This window comes from Staphylococcus sp. T93 (assembly GCF_016743875.1).
GTDB lineage: Bacteria > Bacillota > Bacilli > Staphylococcales > Staphylococcaceae > Staphylococcus > Staphylococcus aureus.
This window is the reverse complement of the sequence record NZ_CP068247.1, coordinates 1,303,615-1,328,218: the sequence shown is the minus strand read 5'-3', so window position 1 is coordinate 1,328,218 and position 24,604 is coordinate 1,303,615. Positions and strand designations below refer to the sequence as shown.

Here is a 24,604-nt window from a genome sequence, read left to right as displayed (position 1 = left end):
AACTAAGTGTAGACGATTCTGCATTATCAATAAGGCTATTCAATTTGCTATCTTAAGCTGTTTCGAAATTTTCAAATTCGTTTCATTTAATATAAACATTGATATTATCACGTCTATATATATTAAATCAATAAACCTATCTTTTCATCTAATTCGCTATAATCTATTGTACTAATATAGTTTTCATGAAGAAGATTTTTATTATGTTCATTTATTTCTTTTTTTGAGTCATTTAAAATAAAAATAAACTCATTTTGCCTGTGTCTTTTTATTTTTTTTGCTTGCATAGCATCCGTTATTTTCGACTTAATAATCATAGAATTATTAGGGTTAGAAATAGCATTGATAAATTTTTCTTTTTGATTTTTCTTAGCGCTAATAAAAAAGTCGAAATTATGAACAACACCACTGCTTCCTATAATAGGTAAATCTCTTCCGTAATAAATGTTATGTTCATCCAATTTGTTTGCAACATCTTCTGTAAATATGTTCTGTGACTTAGGATTAGAAAGTAAGTACATATCATTAACAAATATAAGGCACTGTAATAAATTATGTTTCGATTTATTAAAATTTTTAAAGTTAGTTTGAACAAAAATTTCGTGAGTTTTATCGTTATATTTAATACCGTAAGCTGAAAGGTGCTCTTCAAAAATCTTTTTACGTTTTTTTGATTTATTTAAAGAAATACCATTATTTTCTAAATCAAATATAGTATAGCCGTCATCTGTCAGTGTAATCATGTCTCTGGACTGATCGTATAAAGCGTAAATTATTAAATTATCTAAAGAATTATCTTTAAAAGGAGTATCTATTCTTACTACATTGTTTGATAAATTAGAAAACTCTAAGGTCTGATTATACCAATCAAGATATTCTTTTTTTAATTTTTTAGCATCAAATGTAGTCATATTATCCCTCCTTTATTCAAGGTCTTTTATATTATTATACTCTAAAAACGACATATACACATTATACAAGTTATAGATGTCGGGGAAATCTTTCAAGTTAATTTCATAAGCAAACCTATCCTTTTTATCATACTTATCATTATATATGTGAATATGACTTTTCGGAGCGATTGTTCCATCTGGATTATCGTGAGTACCACCGTTAATATCTATTCTAACTAGGGTGTGATAGGTATCTTTGAAAATGATTGAAATTGAAAACCTATCTTTTTCTATGTTCCCTCTTTTTATTGTTAATAAGTACTTTATTCCTAACTTAAAACTTATTATTTCTTGCCTTTCATTTATTCGACTAGCAACTATTGTTTTTAATTCATTTACATCGATATGAGTTTCTGGATATTTTAATTCATTTATTAATAATTTTACGTGCTCGTCGTCAAGACTATTTAAATCAAGTTTAGCCATGTCTGTTCCTGTATAGGCATTAATTTTTAATACTTTCTTATTTGAAAAAAGCAAAAAAGATAGGTGAGATGCATACACAACCAAAAGTGTATAATATCAATTTACTACCTCGCAATATAATTTTATACAATGTATAATAAGATTTAAAGATGTAGCTCATCAACATTTTCATAGGGGATTTTTAAAATTAAGTATTGAAAAATAAAATATTTATATTATAATATAAATAAGTCAACGACCATGCGTGGACAGTAAAACGAAGTACATGCGAATGTAGTAGCCGTTTACTATGAGACTAGGCATTATAATTGAATATCATAGTATAAATTGCCATGAGAGTAGAAGCTTCAGTTTATGAAGACTTCGAAATCATGGTTTTTTATTTTTAAAGTGAAATTTTAGTTCATAGTAAATATATATATGTTTTTAATTAGACTAAATCATAGCATTAAATTTTTTTAGATGAAGTAAGCGATATTACGAAATGATATATAGAACATTTCAGTTATAACAGTATACGAAGTAATCATCTTCGTTTAACGGACAATAGTTAATAATCAGTTAATTTTAAATTCAATTATAGATTATTTGTGATAATACAAACATTATTTTTGAAGATTTGATTAAAGTTCGTTTTTATTTTTACAGAGAAAAGATTGAGTATCGGTAATTTTATCATATTGTTCGAATATAAAGGGAACTATTTAAAGGTAATGAAGGTTGCGCCAAAATGACCGGTTTTCAGCAGCATAAATGAATAAATTGTGTCATTTTTAATATTTTATAGCATTTTATTTTTTAATGAACAGTTAATTTTATAAATAAGTGAAATAATCTAGAATAAATTTGTATTAAAAATTTATATAGAAAGAAAGTGAAACTTATGTTTAAGAAAAAATGTTAGCTGCAACTTTGTCAGTAGGACTGATTGCACCTTTAGCATCTCCGATTCAAGAATCTAGAGCAAATACTAATATTGAAAATATTGGTGATGGTGCTGAAGTAATCAAACGTACGGAGGATGTAAGTAGTAAGAAATGGGGCGTTACTCAAAATGTCCAATTCGACTTTGTAAAAGATAAAAAATATAACAAAGACGCTTTAATTGTTAAAATGCAAGGTTTTATTAATTCCAGAACTTCATTTTCAGATGTGAAGGGTAGTGGATATGAATTAACTAAACGAATGATTTGGCCATTCCAATATAATATAGGACTGACGACTAAAGATCCAAATGTTAGCTTAATCAATTACCTTCCTAAAAACAAAATAGAAACTACTGATGTTGGTCAAACATTAGGATATAACATTGGAGGTAATTTCCAGTCAGCACCATCTATAGGTGGCAATGGCTCATTTAATTATTCTAAAACAATTAGTTATACCCAAAAGAGTTATGTCAGTGAAGTAGACAAGCAAAACTCAAAATCTGTTAAATGGGGTGTTAAAGCAAACGAATTTGTTACGCCTGATGGAAAAAAATCTGCGCATGATAGATATTTATTCGTACAAAGTCCAAATGGTCCAACAGGTTCAGCAAGAGAATATTTTGCTCCTGATAATCAATTGCCACCTTTAGTTCAAAGTGGCTTTAATCCATCGTTTATCACTACACTATCACATGAAAAAGGTTCAAGTGATACGAGTGAATTTGAAATTTCATATGGTAGAAACTTAGATATTACATATGCGACTTTATTCCCTAGAACTGGTATTTACGCAGAAAGAAAGCATAATGCATTTGTAAATAGAAACTTTGTAGTTAGATATGAAGTTAATTGGAAAACACACGAAATTAAAGTGAAAGGACATAATTAATATGAAAATGAAAAAATTAGTCAAATCATCAGTTGCTTCATCAATTGCACTGCTTTTGCTATCGAATACAGTTGATGCAGCTCAACATATCACACCTGTAAGCGAGAAAAAAGTAGATGACAAAATCACTTTATACAAAACAACAGCAACATCTGATAATGATAAATTGAATATTTCTCAAATTTTAACGTTTAATTTCATTAAGGATAAAAGTTATGACAAAGATACGTTAGTACTTAAGGCAGCCGGAAACATTAATTCAGGTTATAAAAAGCCTAATCCAAAAGATTACAATTACTCACAGTTTTATTGGGGCGGTAAGTATAATGTTTCGGTTAGTTCAGAATCAAATGATGCTGTAAATGTTGTTGACTATGCACCTAAAAATCAAAATGAAGAATTCCAAGTTCAACAAACATTAGGTTATTCTTATGGCGGAGATATTAATATATCTAATGGCTTATCAGGTGGATTAAATGGATCAAAATCATTTTCAGAAACGATAAATTATAAACAAGAAAGTTACAGAACTACGATTGATAGAAAAACAAATCATAAATCAATTGGCTGGGGTGTTGAGGCGCACAAAATTATGAATAATGGTTGGGGACCATATGGTAGAGATAGTTATGACCCAACATATGGTAATGAACTGTTTTTAGGTGGTAGACAAAGTAGTTCAAATGCTGGTCAAAATTTCTTGCCAACACATCAAATGCCTTTATTGGCGCGTGGTAACTTTAACCCAGAATTTATAAGCGTACTTTCTCATAAACAAAATGATACAAAAAAATCTAAAATCAAAGTAACTTACCAAAGAGAAATGGATAGATATACTAATCAATGGAATCGACTACACTGGGTTGGAAATAACTACAAAAATCAAAATACAGTAACGTTTACATCTACTTATGAAGTTGACTGGCAAAACCATACTGTTAAATTAATCGGTACGGATTCTAAAGAAACTAATCCTGGAGTATAACTGTTAGAAATAGAGGAAGTTAAACCCGAAATTTAAGAGTTAAACAAAAAATATTCACAACATATTAAAAAAAGAAGTTACATTATTTGTTTAAACTAACAATAGTACCATAAAATTAATGACGATTTACAAATTAATAACAAATAATTATTATTAAATTCATTGATTTATTGTGTGGTAATGATTAATATGACAATTGAAGTGGGTCTTAACTTCAACTTTTAAATAGGGGGTTTTATCTTTGGAAAAAGTTCTTGATTTAGACGTGCAAGTTAAAGGAAATAACAACACTAATGATTCAGCGGGTGACGAAAGAATAACTAGCCATCTTTTTTGTAGCTTTGGTTGTGAAAAGACGGGTAGTTTTAACAGCTTCTGTTGTTAAGGATACAGCAAATAGAGCCTGAAAGGGCTCTATTTGTCTTTTTAAATATATTAAGTGCTAAAAAACGGAAACAGTTTATTAATCGCCAGGTATTTTTATAATTAGCCTTCTATATTATCAGTTGAGTGTTTCAATAAATTCTGACTTTGGTGATGGAAAGTTATACTTTTAGTTGTAATATAGTTTTCATGACTTCCTGTTAAATAAGTTAGGATTATGTAATTAGCCTCTATCTTTACATATAAGTAATGACAAGCTTTGGTTATTATATTGACCCTCTTAGAACATGTCATTTAAGAAAATAATCAAGTCATTGAAATTATATGTTTATATCCTCATCTTTAAAATAACTTCAATTATTATTTGCTAAATTTTGTATAAATAGAACAAAACTGCATAAATATCTATTAATTAATCTCAAGCAGCCATCTCCAAATTCGTAATAGTATTGATAGATAAAAATATCTAAGTATTTGTATAAATGAATTGATTAATCTATTAAAAAATTCATCAATAAATTTAAAATTATGAACTTAGATGCAAAATTATTAGTGAAAATAAATAGTAATAAAAAAACACAAAAATCTAATTATCAAAATAGTATTACTAAATTAATAAGTGTTTACAAAAAATTCACAAAATATAATTATATAATTTATTGATTTGTTGTGTGAAAAGGGATAATATGACAATTGAAGTAGGCCTTAACTTCAACTAATAATAGGAGGTTTTATCTATGGAAAAAGTTCTTGATTTAGACGTGCAAGTTAAAGCAAACAATAACTCAAATGATTCAGCAGGTGACGAACGTATTACAAGTCATAGTTTATGTACTCCTGGTTGTGCTAAGACTGGTAGTTTTAATAGCTTCTGCTGTTAAGATTACAGCAAATAGAGCCTGAAAGGGCTCTATTTGTCTATTCAAATATGTGAGGTGCTTACAAATGAACACTATTTACGAACCGTCAAGTATTTGTATGATTAGAACACCTTTATTATCAGTTGAATTTTTCAATTTATTTTTAAATACTGAACAAATTAAATATAGCGACTTACAATTAAATGCTCAGATGAAAGAATCAATCCTAACAACAACATTTAACTTATATTGTACTTTACAAGAAATAAATTTTGATGGCGATAACAAGAAGGTTAGAGATGCTAAAGAAAGTTTATTAAAATATTTAATTAGAATGTCAACACGTCCAACTCCATTTGGATTATTAAGTGGTATTAATTTGGGGCATTTTGTAAATGAACCAACACGTCTTAAAGTTGGAAATAGTATTCAAAAATATGTGAAAGTCGATGGCGAATGGTTGTATAAACTGGTTAGTTATATTGAGAGTATTGATGAATATTATCAAAATTTGAAAGTTATTTGGAATAGTAAAGCACATATTATCAATGATCGAATATATTTAAATGAACAAAGTGCTATTTATTTAAACAACAATAAAGATACATCTTTTTCCATTAAAAATAGCGAATTACTCGTATTCATCAAAACCACTGTGACGAATAATAATATTACTTTTTCAAATTTAGCTGAAAAGATAAATCAAGAATTTGAAATTAATGATATTACTAAAGTGAAAGTATATATCCATAATCTTGTCTCAAAGGAAATTATATATTCAACAATCAGACCACCGTTATCATATAGCGATAATTTAAATTATATTTTAAATAAACTTTCTTTACATAATGATGATTTTGTGAAAAAAATTAGAGAAATCCAGAAATTGATATTAGCTTATGAAAAAACTGAAATTGGATTTGGCGAGGAATTATATAAAGACATTATTCATCATATGAAGGCACTATTCAAATGTAAAAACTATCTTCAAATTGATACCAAAATTGACATGATTAACAATTATTTACATCAAGATATAGCAACAAATATATCTGAAGCAGCGTACTTATTGTGGCTTTTATCAAGAAATAATATTGGATTCACAGATTTGAAAGTTCTTCACAACCGTTTTATTGAAAAGTATGGATTTGAACAACTCGTGAATATTAAAGATTTGATTTCAGATATAACAGGTTTCGGGACAACAATTTTTCAAGAAGAAGAAACCGATGGAAATAATATTGTAATGCTTAAGCAAAAATTTTTACATGCCTTGAGAAATAACGATGAGATAGTCATAAATGAAAAAGATGTAGAGTCATTGATTAACGATAATGAAATCAATCATTATCATGCGCCAATGAGTGCAGATGTTTATGCTGAACTTTATTTAGGACGTTTTTACAATCAGTACAATGAGCTCATTGTTATTAGTCCTTTAACGGCGTCTTTTAATGCTGGCGCTACATTTGGGCGATTTCATCATTTAATTGATACTGAAACTTTAGCAAAATTAGAACATGAAAAAGGACATTATTATCAGAAGATGATATGTGATGACAATGTAGAAATGATTTCTATAAATAACATACCGAAATATCCGAGAAATCATAATGTATTAACTAATCATGACTCATACGAATATTCATTGAATTTAGGAAGTAGTAATAGTTATTCAAAGTATGAGCTTACCTTAGATGATATTTATGTTGGTGCTACCTTTAACAAATTATATTTATATTCTAGCCAACTAAATAAAAGGGTACTATTTGAATCAAACAATATGTATAACTTTTTAAAAGAATGTAATTTATATCGATTGTTACGAGAAATTTCAATGGAATCTGTGAAATGCATTGAACCTATGAATGATGTGAGTATTGATTCATTTAGTTATTCACCACGAATCAGATATAAAAATGTCATTCTTAAACCAGCATATTGGAAAATTAACGAGATGGTATTACCTTTACCTAAAAATGAAGAATGGGATCAACAATTTTTGAAATATCAAGAACAATTCAATATACCTAATATCGTGAATTTAGTTTATGGAGATAACAAGCTTCTACTAAATTTATCATTAGCTAATCATAGATATTTATTGATGAAAGAATATAAGAAGCATAAACGTGTACGTTTAGTAGAATCATTTTTACCTCAATCAAAGAATGATCATGTGTATGAAATTGTTACACCAATTTATAAAAAATCATCTTATCGAGGACCCGAAATCGAAATTCCAAAATATAAAAATACAGATATTGAATATGACAAAGACTGGTTTGCATTACATATTCATATCGATAAGCCATCGCAAGATACATTTATCATCGACAATTTGTATCCATTTGTAAAACATCTTAAAGATAAGGGAGATATAGATCAATATTTTTTAATGCGTTATATCAAACAAGGTGACATTTTAAAGTTGAGGTTATTCAGGAATGACGAAAATTACGCAGAAATATACAGCATCTTGAAGAATTGGTTACCACATGTTCGACAAACGACAGAAGTTTCAGATTATGAATTTGTATCATACGAGCCAGAATTTTTTAGATATGGTGGAAAGAACACGATTAATGAAATAGAAGCCTTCTTTGAATATGACACGAATTTAGCTGTCAATATTATTGAAAATGATTTTAAGTTTGATCGACCATATATTGTTGCTATTTCAATAATGTATTTATTTGAGATGTTTTCAATTTCTAATGAAGAGCGTATGGAAATTGTTAATAACTATGTACCTACATCATTTAAAAGTAAAGATATTAGACCTTTTAAAAATGAACTTGTAACTATATGTAATCCTGCTAATAATTTTGAATATATGGCTAAACACTATAGTGGTATTTATCGAATTTTAAAAGATGGCAACCAAATTTTGAGCAAATTAAATGAAGGGCTTAAAAAAACTTTAACTACTAAAAGGTCAAGGATTATTGGCAGCTTAATTCATATGCGCTGCAATCGAATATTTGGCATTGATAAGGATCAAGAAACATTTGTTTTATCTATTGTAAAAGAAATTGTTAAAACTCAAAAGCATTGGTGTGGTGACAAAAATGATTGATATGAATCTAATATTGAAGAAGAAGTTTCAAGAGATTTCAGAAGTAGATGATTTCATTTCAAAAGCATCTACTGAAACCGATTATTTTGAACCTTCAACTTTATCACATGGTATACCAGGTATCATTTTGTTTTTAGATGCTTATCAAAAAGTTTTCGATATTAATACTGAGCAAATTGTGCATAAGTACATCATGAAATTAGCACCATATTTACAGAGTGGTCAATATAACAATTCTTTGTTTGGTGGACTTTCAGGTATTGCATTTTCAATGGATTTAGCATCGCAAAATGGCAAAAATTATCAAAATATTTTAAATAATATTGATGGTCACATTGTAAATGAAATAGAAAATAAATTTGATCAAATATTACAAGAACCATTAAATCCATTAAATTATGATACTGTCAGTGGATTAGCTGGGATAGGGAGATATTTGCTAAATAGAGTAGATGAGAATGAATTTAATGTTAAAGCATTAAAAAGCATATTAGTATACTTTAAAGATATTCAATATTCTAAAAATAGCTGGGTAGTCCCACAAGAAAGTCAATTTTTAGAGTCTGATAAAAATTATTTTACTGAAGGTAATATCAATCTTGGCCTTGCACATGGAGTGCTAGGACCGATGTCTTTATTTGCATTATGCGTGATTAAAGGAATTACGATTGAAAATCATCAGCACATATTAAAAGACATGTACAAATTTATCATGGACGAAAAATTTTGTAACCACGAAAGATGGTTGCAGCGTTACGATTTAATTTCTGAACGTAATCATTTCAATTTTATTCGGAATGGTTGGTGTTATGGCAATACGGGTGTAATGACGACGTTGTTTTTAATCGGCCAAGCATTACAAGATGATGAAATAATTAAAATGTCTAAAAAAGTGATGCTACAAGTAGTAAATGATAAAGATGAAAATTTAATAAGTCCAACTATTTGTCATGGATTGTCATCACAAATATTAATGTTAACAATTATGAATTTGAATTTTGAATTAAATGAAGTGTCTGATTATATCACTGTATTAATAAATAAACTGATTTCTCATTATAAGGAAGATTATCTGGTGAATTTTATAGACATTAATGAAAATAAGCAAGATGTATTTAAAAGTAGGAAAGTTGGCCTTTTAGAAGGTGAATTAGGGGTCTATCTAACATTGATGACACTGAAAAATACAAAAATTCTCAATGAAAAAAATTGGACCAATGCGTTTTTAATTAGCTGAATGGAGGCGTATATCATGGGAGAAAATGTATTGATTTGTTTGTGTGGCTCAGTTAATAGTATCAATATTAGCCACTATATTATTGAATTAAAATCAAAATTTGATGAAGTAAATGTAATCGCGTCAACAAACGGTAGAAAGTTTATTAATGGTGAAATATTAAAGCAATTTTGCGATAACTATTATGACGAATTTGAAGACCCTTTTTTAAATCATGTAGATATAGCAAATAAACATGACAAGATTATTATTTTACCTGCGACTTCTAATACGATTAATAAAATTGCAAATGGTATATGTGACAATTTATTATTAACTATTTGTCATACAGCTTTTGAAAAACTTTCTATATTTCCAAATATGAATTTACGAATGTGGGAAAATCCAGTTACTCAAAATAATATTCGATTATTAAAAGATTATGGTGTATCAATATATCCAGCAAATATTTCAGAAAGTTATGAATTAGCGTCAAAAACATTTAAAAAGAATGTTGTCGCACCTGAACCATATAAAGTTCTGGAATTCATTTGAGATTAGAATATGAAAATCATAAAGCGCGCTATTATTAGTTTAATAATATTGAGTCTTTTAATATCTATTACAATGAGTAATGCATCAGCGTCAGAAGAACTATATTACAGTGTTGAATACAAAAATACAGCAACATTTAACAAGTTAGTTAAAAAGAAGTCCTTAAACGTTGTCTATAATATACCGGAATTACATGTGGCACAGATTAAAATGACGAAAATGCATGCTAATGCTTTAGCAAACTATAAAAATGATATTAAATATATCAATGCCACATGTTCAACTTGTATTACTAGCGAGAAAACAATAGACAGAACATCAAATGAGTCATTATTTTCAAGACAATGGGATATGAATAAAATAACCAATAATGGTGCATCGTATGATGATTTGCCAAAACATGCTAACACCAAAATAGCAATCATAGATACAGGTGTGATGAAAAACCATGACGATTTGAAAAATAATTTCTCGACTGATTCTAAAAATTTAGTACCTTTAAACGGTTTTAGAGGTACTGAACCGGAGGAAACAGGTGATGTTCACGATGTCAATGATAGGAAAGGACATGGCACGATGGTGTCGGGTCAAACGAGTGCTAATGGTAAGTTAATAGGTGTTGCACCGAATAACAAATTTACAATGTATCGCGTGTTTGGTAGTAAAAAAACAGAACTGCTTTGGGTATCAAAAGCGATTGTTCAAGCTGCAAATGATGGAAATCAAGTCATTAATATTAGTGTTGGTAGTTATATTATTTTGGACAAAAATGACCATCAAACATTTAGAAAAGATGAAAAAGTAGAATACGATGCGTTACAGAAAGCAATCAATTACGCCAAGAAGAAAAAATCTATCGTTGTTGCTGCAGCTGGTAATGATGGTATTGATGTCAATGACAAACAGAAACTAAAATTACAGCGTGAATATCAAGGTAATGGCGAAGTGAAAGATGTTCCTGCATCTATGGACAATGTCGTTACAGTAGGATCTACAGATCAAAAGAGTAATCTATCTGAGTTTTCCAATTTTGGTATGAATTATACAGATATTGCTGCGCCCGGAGGATCATTTGCTTATTTAAATCAATTCGGTGTGGATAAATGGATGAATGAAGGGTATATGCATAAGGAGAACATTTTAACTACTGCCAATAACGGAAGATATATTTATCAAGCTGGAACTTCATTAGCCACACCTAAAGTTTCGGGAGCACTAGCTTTAATCATTGATAAATATCATCTTGAAAAACATCCAGATAAAGCGATTGAATTGTTATATCAGCATGGGACATCTAAGAATAATAAACCATTTAGTAGATATGGGCATGGTGAGCTTGATGTGTATAAAGCATTAAATGTAGCAAATCAAAAAGCAAGTTAATAAATCAAAGGAGTTTTTGATTATGGCAAAATTAGTTACTGAAAACATTTCGAAGCGGTTTAAAAATCAAGATGTATTAAAGCATATTAATATCACTTTAGAAAATAACGAAGTTTATGGATTACTTGGTATTAATGGAGCCGGTAAAACGACACTTATGAAAATTATATGTGGCATACTTCAACAAGATTCAGGGGAAATTAAATTAGATAATAGACCAATGACACGAAATGATTTGCACAAAGTTGGTTCGCTTATTGAAACACCTGCGACATATAATCATTTAAGTGCACAAGATAATTTGAAAATTGTGTGTTTAAATGAAAGCGTTGATTTCAGCGAAATTAATAGTGTTTTAAGCTTAGTCAATTTAAATGTCGATAAAAAGAAAAAGGTTAAGGACTTTTCTTTAGGTATGAAACAAAGACTTGGAATTGCAATGGCATTAATTAAAAAGCCAGAAATTTTAGTATTAGACGAACCATCTAATGGTTTAGACCCATATGGAATCCAAGAACTTAGAGAACTTCTAAAATTATTAACAGAACAAGGTACTAGTATTATTATTTCAAGTCACATTTTATCTGAAATCCAAGTTTTAGCAGATCATATCGGTATTATTCATGAGGGTGAGCTAAAATATCAGCAAAGAAATAACAAAGATGAAAACTTAGAAGAGATATTCTTCAAAATAACGAAAGGTGATTACAAATGATACATTTAAAGATAGAAGGTATCAAATTTAAAAATTCTTTCAGTATGTATGTTTTATTAATAAGTCCGCTGGTATTTCTTTGTTTTGCTATTTTCACAGTCTTATTCGCCAAAAGTAATACGGGAACAGCGAATAGTGTGTCACCATATATAACTTTACTATTTAATATTTGGCCAATTGCTTTCATCCCGATTGTATTATGTATGGCTTGTAATTCGTTATTTAAAATTGAAATGAGAAATAAATCATTTAATTATTACTTAAGTAATAATTGGTCGATTACAAAAGAAATAAGAGCAAAGATTTTCATTTTATCAATAGCATTTTTGGTACATTGCTTTTTAGTATTTATTATTGCTTATATAGGTGACCTAATTATTAATCCACATCCGGTTAATGCTATGTTGTTATTGGTGACAATATTGTTGATGTATGTAGTATCTCTACCATTGATACCGCTCAACTTTTTATTAACTCGATACTTTGGTGTGTTCGTATCAATATTAATAAACTTAGTATTATCAGTCATTTGTGTCTTGTTTTTAACATTGAAGAGTTTATTTTGGGTGTTGCCGTGGGGGATAATGCAGAGAATCCCGCTTATTACGCTTGGTATACTACCTAATGGTTTAGTTGTAAACCATAATTCAAAATACTTTAATGATCTCAATGCCTTATATATTTCGATTATTGTTAGCATCATTATTTTCGCGATAGTAACATTTTTAAATAATAAGAAAAGTTGGCGATTAAAATGATAATTAACGAATTAAAGTCATGTAAGTTGAAATTTTCTAAGCAAGCGCTCACATTTGTACCCATTATTGTAACCATATTGTTTATATTATTTATAAATTGGTATTTAAACGTAAATTTATGGAATGGTCGACAAATAAGTTTGTTTACAGCGAGTTTTAATGCAATTACATCGCTATTAATTTCTATAAACGTCTATCAAGTTATCAATTTTGAAGAAAATATTGGTCACTTTAATCATATTTTAGGAAAAGCTAATAGGCTAAATTGGTTAAATGCATCAATGATTTTTACTTATACTATTACAGCCATATGTATTCTATTAGCATCAATTAATTTATTGTGGCATTCACATGATATGAAAATAACACTTATGTTTATAGGCGTATCATTGTTTTTCAATGTAATTATATTACTGCTACTTTTTATTTTTAGTATTTTCATTAAAGATGTAATGGCTATTGTTGTCGGAGTTTTAATGTTTATTTTTAACGTTTATTTTGGATTAGAAGTGCTTGGAGATCATTCGTGGTTCTATTTACCAATCACATATGCTACACGTTACGTTTATATGTTTATCGAAGGGAGTATACCAGTTACATTAACATTGGCAATCTATATTATTATCACGTTGCTATTAGCAGTTTTACTCTTTAAAGGATTTAATAAATGGAGCGGTAGAACAATTAAAGATTAAAGATTGGGGCTCTAACGGTAAAAGAAATTTAGTTGCGTTGAAAAGGGAGGAAAGAGAACAGTTAAATATGAATACAAAATAATTTTGTTTTCGGACAGCAGGGGTATTAGACGCGATTGACAATGTCTGTTTAATTAAACGTAATGTTTATTTAAGCGATGAATATTAGGTGAAAAGTTTTTGAATTTGAATGTAATTGAGGTTTATTGATTAGACATTTTATTGAATTGCGTGTTATTATATAAATGTAAAAATAAGACGACATGCGCGAACATGTCGTCTAAGCAAGCCAAACGCTGGCTTCTAAAATATTTTTTTAACCATTCCAACTTGCCAAAGTTAATGCGGAATGGTTTTTTTATTTTCCGCTAATTGAAATAAAAATGACGTTTTAATATATTATGGGCTAGGTGGTTTGTAAGAAAGGGTTAGTTATTAATGTTTTATGAATTAAGGAAATTTGAGTTTAAGGTTTAATCAATTGTGATTTTGTTGATGAAGCGTTTAGTTAGAGTATTTTCGCCACCACTAGTTACTCCTTCTCCCACTTTACCCGAGACTGGAGAAGAGCTATCTGAAGAATAAATAGATACTTTTTGGCCATTTTGTAGTAAACCAAGACCTTTTAACTTCTCGGTTAGAGAATTCCATGTATTTTTAGCATCTAGCTTTTTGTTAAAGTCATCGTAGACATTTTCCTTAGTTAAATCAATTTGTTTTAATCCTTTAAAGTCTATAGATTGTGTTAGATGGCCTCCATCATCATTTCCAGGAGCAGAAACGCTGCTAGAATATCCATTGCTTAATAAATAAGTAACGTTGATTGTTTCGTACTCGTTACTTAAAATAATATCAGAATCATGTAATGAATCTTTAACTTTTTTCCATAATTGACCATCTGTCATTTTTTCTTCTGCTTTAGCCGTTTTAACAACTTTATTTGTATCTAATCCTAAGTATGAAGAATGTAAGCCTGTTCCTAATGTTGTTAATACTAAAGCACTTGCTACTAATGTTTTACCTAAAAATTTTGTATTCATTTTTATTGCTCCTTTTTTTATATTGTAAACGTTTACAATGAAAATATAATAATAATTTTTTAAAAGAACAATTAACTAAATATCAAAAATGTATTAACTATCTATTAACTAAAAAATAGAATAATTTTTTAACATAGTTTTGTTGTTTTGAATTATAAAAACTAAAGTAAAAATGTTGGATGTGAAAGATTGTTGATGAGAATTTTGAGATGTAGATAAATATCAAACTAGTCTATAGGTAAAAATTTATAATTAATTTGAAAAGAATGTCTCAAATAATGTTTGAATTAGCAGGTGTCATACTAAGTAATGTTAAGTAAACATTTTATACTTTATCAGAACAAAAAAGACATGCATCAACATGTCAGTGAAACTAATCCATATTATCTTAACAACGAAATTGAATCGAACCTGAAAAACGTATTTACAAATCGCAACTACTCTATCCAAGGCAAAATCGCAAAATCTGATCCCCGAAATAACATATCTCGAAAAAAATTCCATAATTCAATCATCTTCAATATTTAACAATACATTACTAGTTCCAAATATACTCATACATACATGTTTCATTGATTGACTGCATATTGTCATAAATAATAGGGGAACTAATCGCTAATAATGTTGTTAAACACAATACATAGTAAAGTGAAAGATTATAAATACATGAATTGTTCACCATTCCGCCATATATTTTCAATCACCTAATTTCCGAATAAATATTACAATTTTAATTCAATAATTAATATTTAAGACCAAAATAATCCTAAAAAGTCAATTTTAATTGCGTGATATTGAGTTTTAAGCATATTTAAATAAATGAGTCAATTCATGTAAAATAATTTAATAAAACGTTAATAAGTGGTTAATTAATATTTAATTAATATTTTTATTTAAAATGTATATAGTAAATGTGTATCTAGATACATTAACTATAAAAATAAATTTGGAAGGAGGTAAAATATGAATAAAAATGTAATGGTTAAAGGTTTAACTGCTTTAACTATTTTAACATCTCTTGGTTTTGCTGAAAATATTTCTAATCAGCCTCATTCAATTGCCAAAGCAGAAAAGAATGTCAAAGAAATTACCGATGCAACTAAGGAACCATACAATTCAGTGGTAGCATTTGTGGGTGGTACTGGTGTAGTTGTTGGTAAAAATACAATCGTAACTAACAAACATATCGCTAAAAGTAATGATATTTTTAAAAATAGAGTATCAGCACATCATTCGAGTAAAGGTAAAGGCGGAGGAAACTACGACGTTAAAGACATTGTAGAATATCCCGGAAAAGAAGACCTTGCGATAGTTCATGTTCATGAAACAAGTACAGAAGGTTTGAATTTTAATAAGAACGTTAGTTATACAAAATTTGCAGACGGAGCAAAAGTGAAAGATAGAATTTCTGTTATTGGTTATCCAAAGGGTGCACAAACAAAATATAAAATGTTTGAATCGACAGGAACGATTAACCATATCAGTGGAACGTTTATGGAATTTGATGCGTATGCACAACCAGGTAATTCAGGATCTCCTGTATTGAATTCTAAACATGAACTGATTGGTATTTTATATGCAGGTAGTGGAAAAGATGAATCTGAAAAGAATTTCGGTGTTTATTTCACACCACAATTAAAAGAATTTATTCAAAATAATATTGAAAAATAAGTATCATCAATTCATTCGTGAAGTTGATTTTTTAAAGAGTGATTAAGAAAACGGTTACATAATTAACTAAATATACTGAATTATGTATCTAGATATCAAAATAATTAAAAGAGAGGAACTTAAAATGAACAAAAACGTAGTCATCAAGAGTTTAGCAGCATTAACAATTTTAACATCTGTAACAGGTATTGGAACAACATTGGTTGAGGAAGTACAACAAACTGCCAAAGCAGAAAATAATGTCACAAAAGTTAAAGATACTAATATTTTTCCATATACTGGTGTAGTTGCTTTTAAAAGTGCAACTGGATTTGTAGTTGGAAAGAATACTATTTTAACAAATAAACATGTGTCGAAAAATTACAAAGTGGGCGATCGTATTACTGCACATCCAAATAGTGATAAAGGTAATGGTGGTATTTATTCGATTAAAAAGATTATTAATTATCCAGGTAAAGAAGATGTATCAGTCATTCAAGTTGAAGAGCGTGCAATAGAACGTGGACCAAAAGGCTTTAATTTTAATGATAATGTAACGCCATTCAAATATGCGGCAGGGGCTAAAGCTGGTGAGCGAATTAAAGTGATTGGTTATCCACACCCATACAAAAATAAATATGTTTTATATGAGTCAACTGGCCCTGTGATGTCAGTAGAAGGTAGCAGTATTGTATATTCAGCGCATACTGAAAGCGGAAACTCTGGATCACCTGTATTAAACAGCAACAACGAATTAGTTGGTATTCATTTTGCTTCTGATGTAAAAAATGATGATAACAGAAATGCATATGGCGTCTACTTTACACCAGAAATTAAAAAATTCATTGCAGAAAACATAGATAAATAAACAAATTGACTTTAAACGAGCGTTGCAACATATCTCGAATTGTAAAGGAGCTTGAAAATGAATAAAAATATAGTCATTAAAAGCATGGCAGCATTAGCCATTCTAACCTCAGTAACTGGAATAAATGCTGCAGTCGTTGAAGAGACACAACAAATAGCAAATGCAGAGAAGAATGTTACGCAAGTTAAAGATACAAATATTTTTCCATATAATGGCGTCGTTTCATTTAAAGATGCGACAGGTTTTGTAATTGGAAAAAATACAATTATCACCAATAAACATGTATCAAAAGATTATAAAGTTGGCGATAGAATTACTGCCCATCCAAACGGTGACAAAGGAAATGGTGGTATATATAAAATTAAAAGCATTTCTGATTATCCGGGTGATGAAGACATCTCTGTCATGAATATTGAAGAACAAGCAGTCGAACGTGGACCAAAAGGCTTTAATTTTAATGAAAATGTCCAAGCATTCAATTTTGCGAAAGATGCTAAAGTTGATGACAAAATTAAAGTTATTGGTTACCCATTACCTGCTCAAAATAGTTTTAAACAGTTTGAATCTACAGGAACTATAAAAAGAATCAAAGACAATATTTTAAATTTTGATGCATACATTGAACCCGGGAATTCAGGATCACCAGTTCTAAATTCTAACAATGAGGTCATAGGTGTGGTGTATGGCGGTATTGGAAAAATTGGTTCTGAATATAATGGTGCCGTATACTTTACGCCTCAAATCAAAGATTTTATTCAAAAGCACATTGAACAATAAACAAATTTAAATATACACCATGAGCATGTGTTCAATAATTTTAATGAAAAACATCGGTCGAATATAACATAAAAAAACGTCTATATCAAAAGCATCATGAATAAACAGAGGAGCACAAAAATGAATAAAAATATAATCATCAAAAGTATTGCGGCATTGACGATTTTAACATCAATAACTGGTGTCGGCACAACAGTGGTTGATGGTATTCAACAAACAGCCAAAGCAGAAAATAGTGTGAAATTAATTACCAACACGAATGTTGCACCATACAGTGGTGTTACATGGATGGGCGCTGGAACAGGATTTGTAGTTGGGAATCATACAATCATTACCAATAAACATGTTACTTATCACATGAAAGTCGGTGATGAAATCAAAGCACATCCTAATGGTTTTTATAATAACGGTGGTGGACTTTATAAAGTTACTAAGATTGTAGATTATCCTGGTAAAGAAGATATTGCGGTCGTACAAGTTGAAGAAAAATCAACGCAACCAAAAGGTAGAAAATTCAAAGATTTCACTAGCAAATTTAATATAGCATCAGAAGCTAAAGAAAATGAACCTATATCAGTCATTGGTTATCCAAATCCTAATGGAAATAAACTACAAATGTATGAATCAACTGGTAAAGTACTATCAGTGAATGGAAATATAGTGACATCTGATGCGGTTGTCCAACCTGGCAGCTCTGGTTCACCTATATTAAATAGTAAGCGAGAAGCAATTGGTGTTATGTATGCTAGTGATAAACCAACAGGTGAAAGTACAAGGTCATTTGCTGTTTATTTCTCTCCTGAAATTAAGAAATTTATTGCAGATAATTTAGATAAATAAATCATCCATCCATACATTGATAAATGATTTTTAGAAATTAACAACAAAATCAACAATTTTAAACATCTCTGTGATTCTATTTATTCGAAATGATTTAAAAAATAAAACTTCAAAAACCTAACCTTATATTTATACGAATACTTAGAGGAGCACAAAAATGAATAAAAATATAATCATCAAAAGTATTGCAGCATTGACGATTTTAACATCAGTGACTGGCGTCGGCACAACAGTGGTTGAGGGTATTCAACAAACGGCTAAAGCTGAACATAATGTGAAACTAATCAAAAATACTAATGTAGCACCATACAATGGTGTCGTTTCGATAGGATCTGGAACAGGTTTCATTGTCGGTAAAAATACAATTGTTACCAACAAGCATGTCGTTGCAGGTATGGAAATTGGTGCACATATTATAGCGCATCCCAATGGTGAATATAATAATGGCGGATTTTATAAAGTTAAAAAAATTGTCCGTTATTCAGGTCAAGAAGATATTGCCATTCTACATGTGGAAGATAAAGCTGTTCATCCAAAAAACAGGAATTTTAAAGATTACACAGGCATTTTAAAAATAGCATCAGAAGCTAAAGAAAATGAACGCATTTCAATTGTTGGCTATCCAGAACCATATATAAATAAATTTCAAATGTATGAGTCAACAGGAAAAGTGCTGTCAGTTAAAGGCAACATGATTATTACTGATGCTTTCGTAGAACCAGGCAACTCAGGTTCAGCTGTATTTAACAGTAAATACGAAGTTGTAGGTGTTCACTTTGGTGGAAACGGCCCTGGAAATAAAAGTACAAAAGGATATGGTGTTTATTTCTCTCCTGAAATTAAGAAATTCATTGCAGATAACACAGATAAATAAATCCTTACATAGATAAATGATTTTAAAAATTAACAACAAACTCAACAATTCAAATCATCTCTGTGATTCCATTTATTCGAAATGATTAAAAAAAATAAAACTTCAAAAAGCTAACATTATAATTATACAAATACTTAGAGGAGCAGAAAAATGAATAAAAATATAATCATCAAAAGTATTGCAGCATTGACGATTTTAACATCAATAACTGGTGTCGGCACAACAATGGTTGAAGGTATTCAACAAACAGCCAAAGCCGAAAATACTGTTAAACAAATTACAAATACAAATGTTGCACCATACAGTGGTGTTACATGGATGGGCGCTGGAACAGGATTTGTAGTTGGAAATCATACAATCATTACCAATAAACATGTTACCTATCACATGAAAGTCGGTGATGAAATCAAAGCACATCCTAATGGTTTTTATAATAACGGTGGTGGACTTTATAAAGTTACTAAGATTGTAGATTATCCTGGTAAAGAAGATATTGCGGTTGTACAAGTTGAAGAAAAATCAACACAACCAAAAGGTAGAAAATTCAAAGATTTCACTAGTAAATTTAATATAGCATCAGAAGCTAAAGAAAATGAACCTATATCAGTCATTGGTTATCCAAATCCTAATGGAAATAAACTACAAATGTATGAATCAACTGGTAAAGTATTATCAGTGAATGGGAATATAGTGTCATCGGATGCAATTATTCAGCCTGGTAGCTCTGGTTCACCTATATTAAATAGTAAACACGAAGCTATTGGTGTAATCTATGCCGGTAATAAGCCATCAGGTGAAAGCACAAGAGGATTTGCTGTTTATTTCTCTCCTGAAATTAAGAAATTCATTGCAGATAATTTAGATAAATAATTAAAACTTAGACATTCACCCAATCCTGACAAAATATACTATAACTAACATTTATTAATATATATTGCATTATTTAATATGCATCAAAGCCAATCAACGATTGATTTTCACCAACTCAATTGTTGATTGGTTTTATTTATGTATGAATGAACAACTTTTTGACATCATTAAGAATATAAATGATTTTGAAAGCATTTGAAAGCTACAACATTTCTATAAAATTTTTCAATAACAATTGCGCCACTAAAACTCAAAATTTCCACCACCAACATCCAAATTATCAACATCGCAACATAACCAAATGTTATAATAAATCTATTACACAAAGAGATAAATTACTTATGCAAAGGCGGAGGAATCACATGTCTATTACTGAAAAACAACGTCAGCAACAAGCTGAATTACATAAAAAATTATGGTCGATTGCGAATGATTTAAGAGGGAACATGGATGCGAGTGAATTCCGTAATTACATTTTAGGCTTGATTTTCTATCGCTTCTTATCTGAAAAAGCCGAACAAGAATATGCAGATGCCTTGTCAGGTGAAGACATCACGTATCAAGAAGCATGGGCAGATGAAGAATATCGTGAAGACTTAAAAGCAGAATTAATTGATCAAGTCGGTTACTTCATTGAGCCACAAGATTTATTCAGTGCGATGATTCGTGAAATTGAAACGCAAGATTTCGATATAGAACATCTAGCGACGGCGATTCGCAAAGTTGAAACATCTACATTAGGTGAAGAAAGTGAAAATGACTTTATCGGGCTGTTCAGCGATATGGATTTGAGTTCAACGCGACTAGGTAACAATGTCAAAGAACGTACTGCTTTAATCTCTAAAGTCATGGTTAATCTTGACGACTTACCATTCGTTCACAGTGACATGGAAATTGATATGTTAGGTGATGCATATGAATTCCTAATCGGGCGCTTTGCGGCGACAGCGGGTAAAAAAGCAGGCGAGTTCTATACACCACAACAAGTATCTAAGATACTGGCGAAGATTGTCACAGACGGTAAAGATAAATTACGTCACGTGTACGACCCAACATGTGGTTCCGGTTCATTGTTGTTACGTGTTGGTAAAGAAACGCAAGTGTATCGTTATTTCGGACAAGAACGTAACAATACTACATACAACTTAGCACGCATGAATATGTTATTACATGATGTGCGTTATGAGAACTTCGAGATCCGTAATGATGACACATTGGAAAATCCAGCCTTTTTAGGCAATACATTTGATGCGGTTATTGCGAACCCACCATACAGTGCGAAATGGACAGCAGATTCAAAATTTGAAAATGATGAACGATTCAGTGGTTACGGCAAGCTTGCGCCAAAATCCAAAGCAGACTTTGCCTTTATTCAACACATGGTACATTACCTAGACGATGAAGGTACCATGGCAGTCGTACTCCCACATGGTGTATTATTCCGTGGTGCCGCAGAAGGTGTGATTCGTCGCTATTTAATAGAAGAAAAGAACTACTTAGAAGCCGTGATTGGGTTACCAGCCAATATTTTCTATGGGACAAGTATTCCAACATGTATTTTAGTATTTAAAAAATGTCGCCAACAAGACGACAACGTACTATTTATCGATGCATCCAATGATTTTGAAAAAGGAAAAAATCAAAACCATTTAAGCGATGCCCAAGTCGAACGTATTATAGACACATATAAGCGTAAAGCAACGATTGATAAATATAGCTACAGCGCGACATTACAAGAGATCGCCGATAACGATTACAACTTAAACATACCGCGATATGTTGATACATTCGAAGAAGAAGCACCAATTGATTTAGATCAAGTCCAACAAGATTTGAAAAATATCGACAAAGAAATCGCAGAAATTGAACAAGAAATCAATGCATACCTGAAAGAACTTGGGGTGTTGAAAGATGAGTAATACACAAACGAAAAATGTGCCAGAGTTGAGATTCCCAGGATTTGAAGGCGAATGGGAAGAGAAGAAGTTAGGGAATCTTACTACCAAAATAGGTAGTGGAAAGACTCCCAAAGGTGGAAGTGAAAACTATACAAACAAAGGCATACCATTTTTAAGGAGTCAAAATATTAGAAATGGTAAATTAAATCTTAATGACTTAGTTTATATTAGTAAAGATATAGATGATGAGATGAAAAATAGTAGAACGTACTATGGTGATGTTCTTTTAAATATTACAGGAGCATCAATAGGTAGAACAGCCATTAATTCGATAGTTGAAACGCATGCTAATTTAAATCAACATGTATGTATTATTAGATTGAAAAAAGAGTATTATTATAATTTTTTTGGACAGTATCTATTATCAAGAAAAGGTAAAAGGAAAATTTTCCTTGCACAAAGTGGAGGTAGTCGAGAAGGTCTAAACTTCAAAGAAATTGCTAATTTAAAAATCTTCACCCCAACTATATTTGAAGAACAGCAAAAAATAGGCAAGTTCTTCAGCAAACTCGACCGACAAATTGAATTAGAAGAACAAAAACTTGAATTGCTTCAACAACAGAAAAAAGGCTATATGCAGAAAATCTTCACACAAGAATTGCGATTCAAAGATGAGAATGGTGAAGAATATCCAGAGTGGGAAAACAAATTCATAAAAGACATCTTTATCTTTGAAAATAATAGAAGAAAACCAATTACTTCTTCATTAAGAGAAAAGGGGTTATACCCTTACTATGGTGCAACTGGAATTATTGATTACGTAAAAGATTATTTATTCAATAATGAAGAACGATTACTAATAGGAGAAGATGGTGCAAAATGGGGGCAGTTTGAGACGAGTAGCTTTATTGCTAATGGGCAATACTGGGTAAATAATCATGCGCATGTAGTTAAAAGTAATGATCATAATTTGTTTTTTATGAATTATTATTTAAATTTTAAAGAACTACGAGCATTTGTCACAGGTAATGCACCAGCTAAATTAACTCATGCGAACTTATGCAATATAAATCTTAAAATACCTTGTCTCACTGAACAAGATAAAGTAAGTGCATTGTTAAAATCTATAGACAATAAAATGAATAATCAAATGAATAGAATTGAGTTATTAAAAGAACGTAAAAAAGGACTATTACAAAAAATGTTTATTTAACCCTGATAACAACCTATTAATTGAAATGATAAAAATCCTATGAATAAATTGTAATATATTAATATTGAGACTATTATAATTTGGGGTTTATTTTTTTAGAAGTTTAGTGAATCGTCTACATTTAGTTGGACAAATTCTATGAGAATAGACATTGTTAAACTAAGAGGGTAGGCGATTTTATTATGACAAGAGACTGAAGAGCTTTTAGTAAATAATTTAAATTAAAATAATTAAACTTTATGAAAATGGTAAGCTTAGAAACGAAATTATACGAGAATATGATCTAACATCATTAACTTTCTCAAATTAGATAAAACAAAACCAAAATACTGAGTCATTCAATCATCAAGACATTTTAACAAGTGATGAAAAAGAGTTAATAAAATTACGCAAAGAAAAACATCGATTGATAATGTAAAATGATGATTTAAAGCAAGCAGTGCTAATTTTGAGACAAAAAATGAAGTCTTTCAACAAAATGCGTATCAATATTCAGTATCAGCAATGTGCAAAGTTCTAAAAATTTCAAGAAGTACCTATTATGATTCTAAAAAAGGAGAATATTACAACTAGATACAAAAAGCCTCAATCACAACCAAGTAACTAAAACGTAAAAATTAATTAGATTAATTATTATCTGCATAACAAATGACCATATACATCAACTAGAGACAGACTATTTAATCATTTACAATGTCCTATTCGTTTTAGACCATGTTCAAATGAATAGTGTTTATAAAATGTTGA

General features: G+C 29.8%; 23 protein-coding genes. 20 read left to right on the top strand and 3 right to left on the bottom strand.

What is annotated here, in order from left to right; all coding sequences use genetic code 11:
• Window positions 1-122: 122 nt before the first annotated feature.
• Both JG553_RS06370 and JG553_RS06365 read right to left on the bottom strand, forming a co-directional pair.
• Window positions 123-911 (bottom strand): DUF1828 domain-containing protein, encoded by a 789-nt coding sequence (locus JG553_RS06370; RefSeq protein WP_000206350.1) that lies wholly within the window; start codon window positions 909-911, stop codon window positions 123-125.
• 12 nt (window positions 912-923) lie between these two features.
• On the bottom strand, window positions 924-1,379 hold the full coding sequence (locus tag JG553_RS06365) for a DUF6978 family protein (RefSeq protein ID WP_001086053.1): 456 nt from the start codon (window positions 1,377-1,379) through the stop codon (window positions 924-926).
• An 897-nt stretch (window positions 1,380-2,276) separates the two neighbouring features.
• Between JG553_RS06365 and lukE the strand changes: the two genes are divergently transcribed.
• The 11 genes from lukE to JG553_RS06310 all read left to right on the top strand — a co-directional run bounded on the left by lukE (window position 2,277) and on the right by JG553_RS06310 (window position 13,827).
• Window positions 2,277-3,197, top strand: a complete 921-nt coding sequence (gene lukE / locus JG553_RS06360) for a bi-component leukocidin LukED subunit E (protein ID WP_000878802.1) — start codon at window positions 2,277-2,279, stop codon at window positions 3,195-3,197.
• A gap of 1 nt (window position 3,198) precedes the next feature.
• Window positions 3,199-4,182 (top strand): bi-component leukocidin LukED subunit D, encoded by a 984-nt coding sequence (lukD, locus tag JG553_RS06355; RefSeq protein WP_000782464.1) that lies wholly within the window; start codon window positions 3,199-3,201, stop codon window positions 4,180-4,182.
• A gap of 241 nt (window positions 4,183-4,423) precedes the next feature.
• On the top strand, window positions 4,424-4,567 hold the full coding sequence (locus tag JG553_RS06350) for a gallidermin/nisin family lantibiotic (RefSeq protein ID WP_000416759.1): 144 nt from the start codon (window positions 4,424-4,426) through the stop codon (window positions 4,565-4,567).
• Window positions 4,568-5,303: 736 nt separating this feature from the next.
• Window positions 5,304-5,447 (top strand): gallidermin/nisin family lantibiotic, encoded by a 144-nt coding sequence (locus JG553_RS06345; protein ID WP_000416756.1) that lies wholly within the window; start codon window positions 5,304-5,306, stop codon window positions 5,445-5,447.
• Between the two features lie 64 nt (window positions 5,448-5,511).
• Window positions 5,512-8,505 carry a lantibiotic dehydratase gene (locus JG553_RS06340; RefSeq protein WP_001092605.1) on the top strand — a complete coding sequence of 998 codons (2,994 nt, stop codon included), beginning with the start codon at window positions 5,512-5,514 and terminating at the stop codon, window positions 8,503-8,505.
• Window positions 8,498-9,742, top strand: coding sequence for a lanthionine synthetase C family protein (locus tag JG553_RS06335; protein ID WP_000566596.1), 1,245 nt, complete (start codon window positions 8,498-8,500; stop codon window positions 9,740-9,742). Before JG553_RS06340 ends, JG553_RS06335 begins: the two co-directional genes overlap by 8 nt.
• A 15-nt stretch (window positions 9,743-9,757) precedes the next feature.
• Entirely contained in the window at window positions 9,758-10,276 is a 519-nt protein-coding gene (locus JG553_RS06330) for a flavoprotein (RefSeq protein WP_000504439.1), read from the top strand.
• A 9-nt stretch (window positions 10,277-10,285) separates the two neighbouring features.
• Window positions 10,286-11,659, top strand: coding sequence for a S8 family peptidase (locus tag JG553_RS06325; protein ID WP_000691541.1), 1,374 nt, complete (start codon window positions 10,286-10,288; stop codon window positions 11,657-11,659).
• A gap of 22 nt (window positions 11,660-11,681) precedes the next feature.
• Window positions 11,682-12,374 (top strand): lantibiotic protection ABC transporter ATP-binding subunit, encoded by a 693-nt coding sequence (locus tag JG553_RS06320; protein ID WP_001096791.1) that lies wholly within the window; start codon window positions 11,682-11,684, stop codon window positions 12,372-12,374.
• Entirely contained in the window at window positions 12,371-13,132 is a 762-nt protein-coding gene (locus JG553_RS06315; RefSeq protein WP_000581552.1) for a lantibiotic immunity ABC transporter MutE/EpiE family permease subunit, read from the top strand. The genes JG553_RS06320 and JG553_RS06315 overlap by 4 nt, the downstream gene beginning before the upstream one ends.
• Window positions 13,129-13,827: a BsaG family lantibiotic immunity ABC transporter permease subunit gene (locus JG553_RS06310; RefSeq protein ID WP_000586140.1), complete on the top strand. Its 699-nt coding sequence runs from the start codon at window positions 13,129-13,131 to the stop codon at window positions 13,825-13,827. Before JG553_RS06315 ends, JG553_RS06310 begins: the two co-directional genes overlap by 4 nt.
• Before the next feature lie 473 nt (window positions 13,828-14,300).
• On the opposite strand, the gene JG553_RS06305 is transcribed toward JG553_RS06310, so the two are convergent.
• Window positions 14,301-14,867, bottom strand: coding sequence for a DUF4888 domain-containing protein (locus tag JG553_RS06305; protein ID WP_001092763.1), 567 nt, complete (start codon window positions 14,865-14,867; stop codon window positions 14,301-14,303).
• A gap of 963 nt (window positions 14,868-15,830) precedes the next feature.
• Between JG553_RS06305 and splA the strand changes: the two genes are divergently transcribed.
• From splA to JG553_RS06255, 9 genes are all read left to right on the top strand, one after another.
• Complete coding sequence (gene splA, locus JG553_RS06300; RefSeq protein ID WP_001039435.1) at window positions 15,831-16,538, top strand: serine protease SplA; 708 nt, start codon at window positions 15,831-15,833, stop codon at window positions 16,536-16,538.
• A gap of 124 nt (window positions 16,539-16,662) precedes the next feature.
• Window positions 16,663-17,385 (top strand): serine protease SplB, encoded by a 723-nt coding sequence (splB, locus tag JG553_RS06295; RefSeq protein ID WP_001039447.1) that lies wholly within the window; start codon window positions 16,663-16,665, stop codon window positions 17,383-17,385.
• A gap of 57 nt (window positions 17,386-17,442) precedes the next feature.
• Window positions 17,443-18,162 carry a serine protease SplC gene (gene splC, locus JG553_RS06290; RefSeq protein ID WP_001038867.1) on the top strand — a complete coding sequence of 240 codons (720 nt, stop codon included), beginning with the start codon at window positions 17,443-17,445 and terminating at the stop codon, window positions 18,160-18,162.
• Window positions 18,163-18,282: 120 nt separating this feature from the next.
• The gene (gene splD / locus JG553_RS06285) at window positions 18,283-19,002 is read left to right on the top strand and encodes a serine protease SplD (RefSeq protein WP_001038704.1); all 720 of its coding nucleotides are present in this window, start codon (window positions 18,283-18,285) and stop codon (window positions 19,000-19,002) included.
• A gap of 157 nt (window positions 19,003-19,159) precedes the next feature.
• Complete coding sequence (gene splE / locus JG553_RS06275) at window positions 19,160-19,876, top strand: serine protease SplE (RefSeq protein WP_001038759.1); 717 nt, start codon at window positions 19,160-19,162, stop codon at window positions 19,874-19,876.
• A 150-nt stretch (window positions 19,877-20,026) separates the two neighbouring features.
• On the top strand, window positions 20,027-20,746 hold the full coding sequence (splF, locus tag JG553_RS06270; RefSeq protein WP_001038688.1) for a serine protease SplF: 720 nt from the start codon (window positions 20,027-20,029) through the stop codon (window positions 20,744-20,746).
• Window positions 20,747-20,810: 64 nt separating this feature from the next.
• Complete coding sequence (locus JG553_RS06265) at window positions 20,811-20,945, top strand: hypothetical protein (RefSeq protein ID WP_001791797.1); 135 nt, start codon at window positions 20,811-20,813, stop codon at window positions 20,943-20,945.
• Window positions 20,946-21,108: 163 nt separating this feature from the next.
• Window positions 21,109-22,665 (top strand): type I restriction-modification system subunit M, encoded by a 1,557-nt coding sequence (locus JG553_RS06260; RefSeq protein WP_000028669.1) that lies wholly within the window; start codon window positions 21,109-21,111, stop codon window positions 22,663-22,665.
• Window positions 22,658-23,857, top strand: a complete 1,200-nt coding sequence (locus JG553_RS06255; protein WP_000072624.1) for a restriction endonuclease subunit S — start codon at window positions 22,658-22,660, stop codon at window positions 23,855-23,857. Before JG553_RS06260 ends, JG553_RS06255 begins: the two co-directional genes overlap by 8 nt.
• Window positions 23,858-24,604 lie beyond the last annotated feature (747 nt).

Excerpts from the sequence above, each read along its gene's own strand:
- JG553_RS06330 (WP_000504439.1), top strand. The coding sequence starts at position 9,758 with ATGGGAGAAAATGTATTGATTTGTTTGTGTGGCTCAGTTAATAGTATC.
- JG553_RS06320 (WP_001096791.1), top strand. The coding sequence starts at position 11,682 with ATGGCAAAATTAGTTACTGAAAACATTTCGAAGCGGTTTAAAAATCAA.
- splC (WP_001038867.1), top strand. The coding sequence starts at position 17,443 with ATGAATAAAAATATAGTCATTAAAAGCATGGCAGCATTAGCCATTCTA.
- splF (WP_001038688.1), top strand. The coding sequence starts at position 20,027 with ATGAATAAAAATATAATCATCAAAAGTATTGCAGCATTGACGATTTTA.
- lukD (WP_000782464.1), top strand. The coding sequence starts at position 3,199 with ATGAAAATGAAAAAATTAGTCAAATCATCAGTTGCTTCATCAATTGCA.
- lukE (WP_000878802.1), top strand. The coding sequence starts at position 2,277 with ATGTTAGCTGCAACTTTGTCAGTAGGACTGATTGCACCTTTAGCATCT.
- JG553_RS06370 (WP_000206350.1), bottom strand. The coding sequence starts at position 911 with ATGACTACATTTGATGCTAAAAAATTAAAAAAAGAATATCTTGATTGG.
- JG553_RS06310 (WP_000586140.1), top strand. The coding sequence starts at position 13,129 with ATGATAATTAACGAATTAAAGTCATGTAAGTTGAAATTTTCTAAGCAA.
- JG553_RS06325 (WP_000691541.1), top strand. The coding sequence starts at position 10,286 with ATGAAAATCATAAAGCGCGCTATTATTAGTTTAATAATATTGAGTCTT.
- splE (WP_001038759.1), top strand. The coding sequence starts at position 19,160 with ATGAATAAAAATATAATCATCAAAAGTATTGCAGCATTGACGATTTTA.
- JG553_RS06305 (WP_001092763.1), bottom strand. The coding sequence starts at position 14,867 with ATGAATACAAAATTTTTAGGTAAAACATTAGTAGCAAGTGCTTTAGTA.
- JG553_RS06340 (WP_001092605.1), top strand. The coding sequence starts at position 5,512 with ATGAACACTATTTACGAACCGTCAAGTATTTGTATGATTAGAACACCT.
- JG553_RS06365 (WP_001086053.1), bottom strand. The coding sequence starts at position 1,379 with ATGGCTAAACTTGATTTAAATAGTCTTGACGACGAGCACGTAAAATTA.
- JG553_RS06255 (WP_000072624.1), top strand. The coding sequence starts at position 22,658 with ATGAGTAATACACAAACGAAAAATGTGCCAGAGTTGAGATTCCCAGGA.
- JG553_RS06315 (WP_000581552.1), top strand. The coding sequence starts at position 12,371 with ATGATACATTTAAAGATAGAAGGTATCAAATTTAAAAATTCTTTCAGT.
- JG553_RS06260 (WP_000028669.1), top strand. The coding sequence starts at position 21,109 with ATGTCTATTACTGAAAAACAACGTCAGCAACAAGCTGAATTACATAAA.
- splB (WP_001039447.1), top strand. The coding sequence starts at position 16,663 with ATGAACAAAAACGTAGTCATCAAGAGTTTAGCAGCATTAACAATTTTA.
- JG553_RS06335 (WP_000566596.1), top strand. The coding sequence starts at position 8,498 with ATGATTGATATGAATCTAATATTGAAGAAGAAGTTTCAAGAGATTTCA.
- splD (WP_001038704.1), top strand. The coding sequence starts at position 18,283 with ATGAATAAAAATATAATCATCAAAAGTATTGCGGCATTGACGATTTTA.
- splA (WP_001039435.1), top strand. The coding sequence starts at position 15,831 with ATGAATAAAAATGTAATGGTTAAAGGTTTAACTGCTTTAACTATTTTA.
- JG553_RS06345 (WP_000416756.1), top strand. The coding sequence starts at position 5,304 with ATGGAAAAAGTTCTTGATTTAGACGTGCAAGTTAAAGCAAACAATAAC.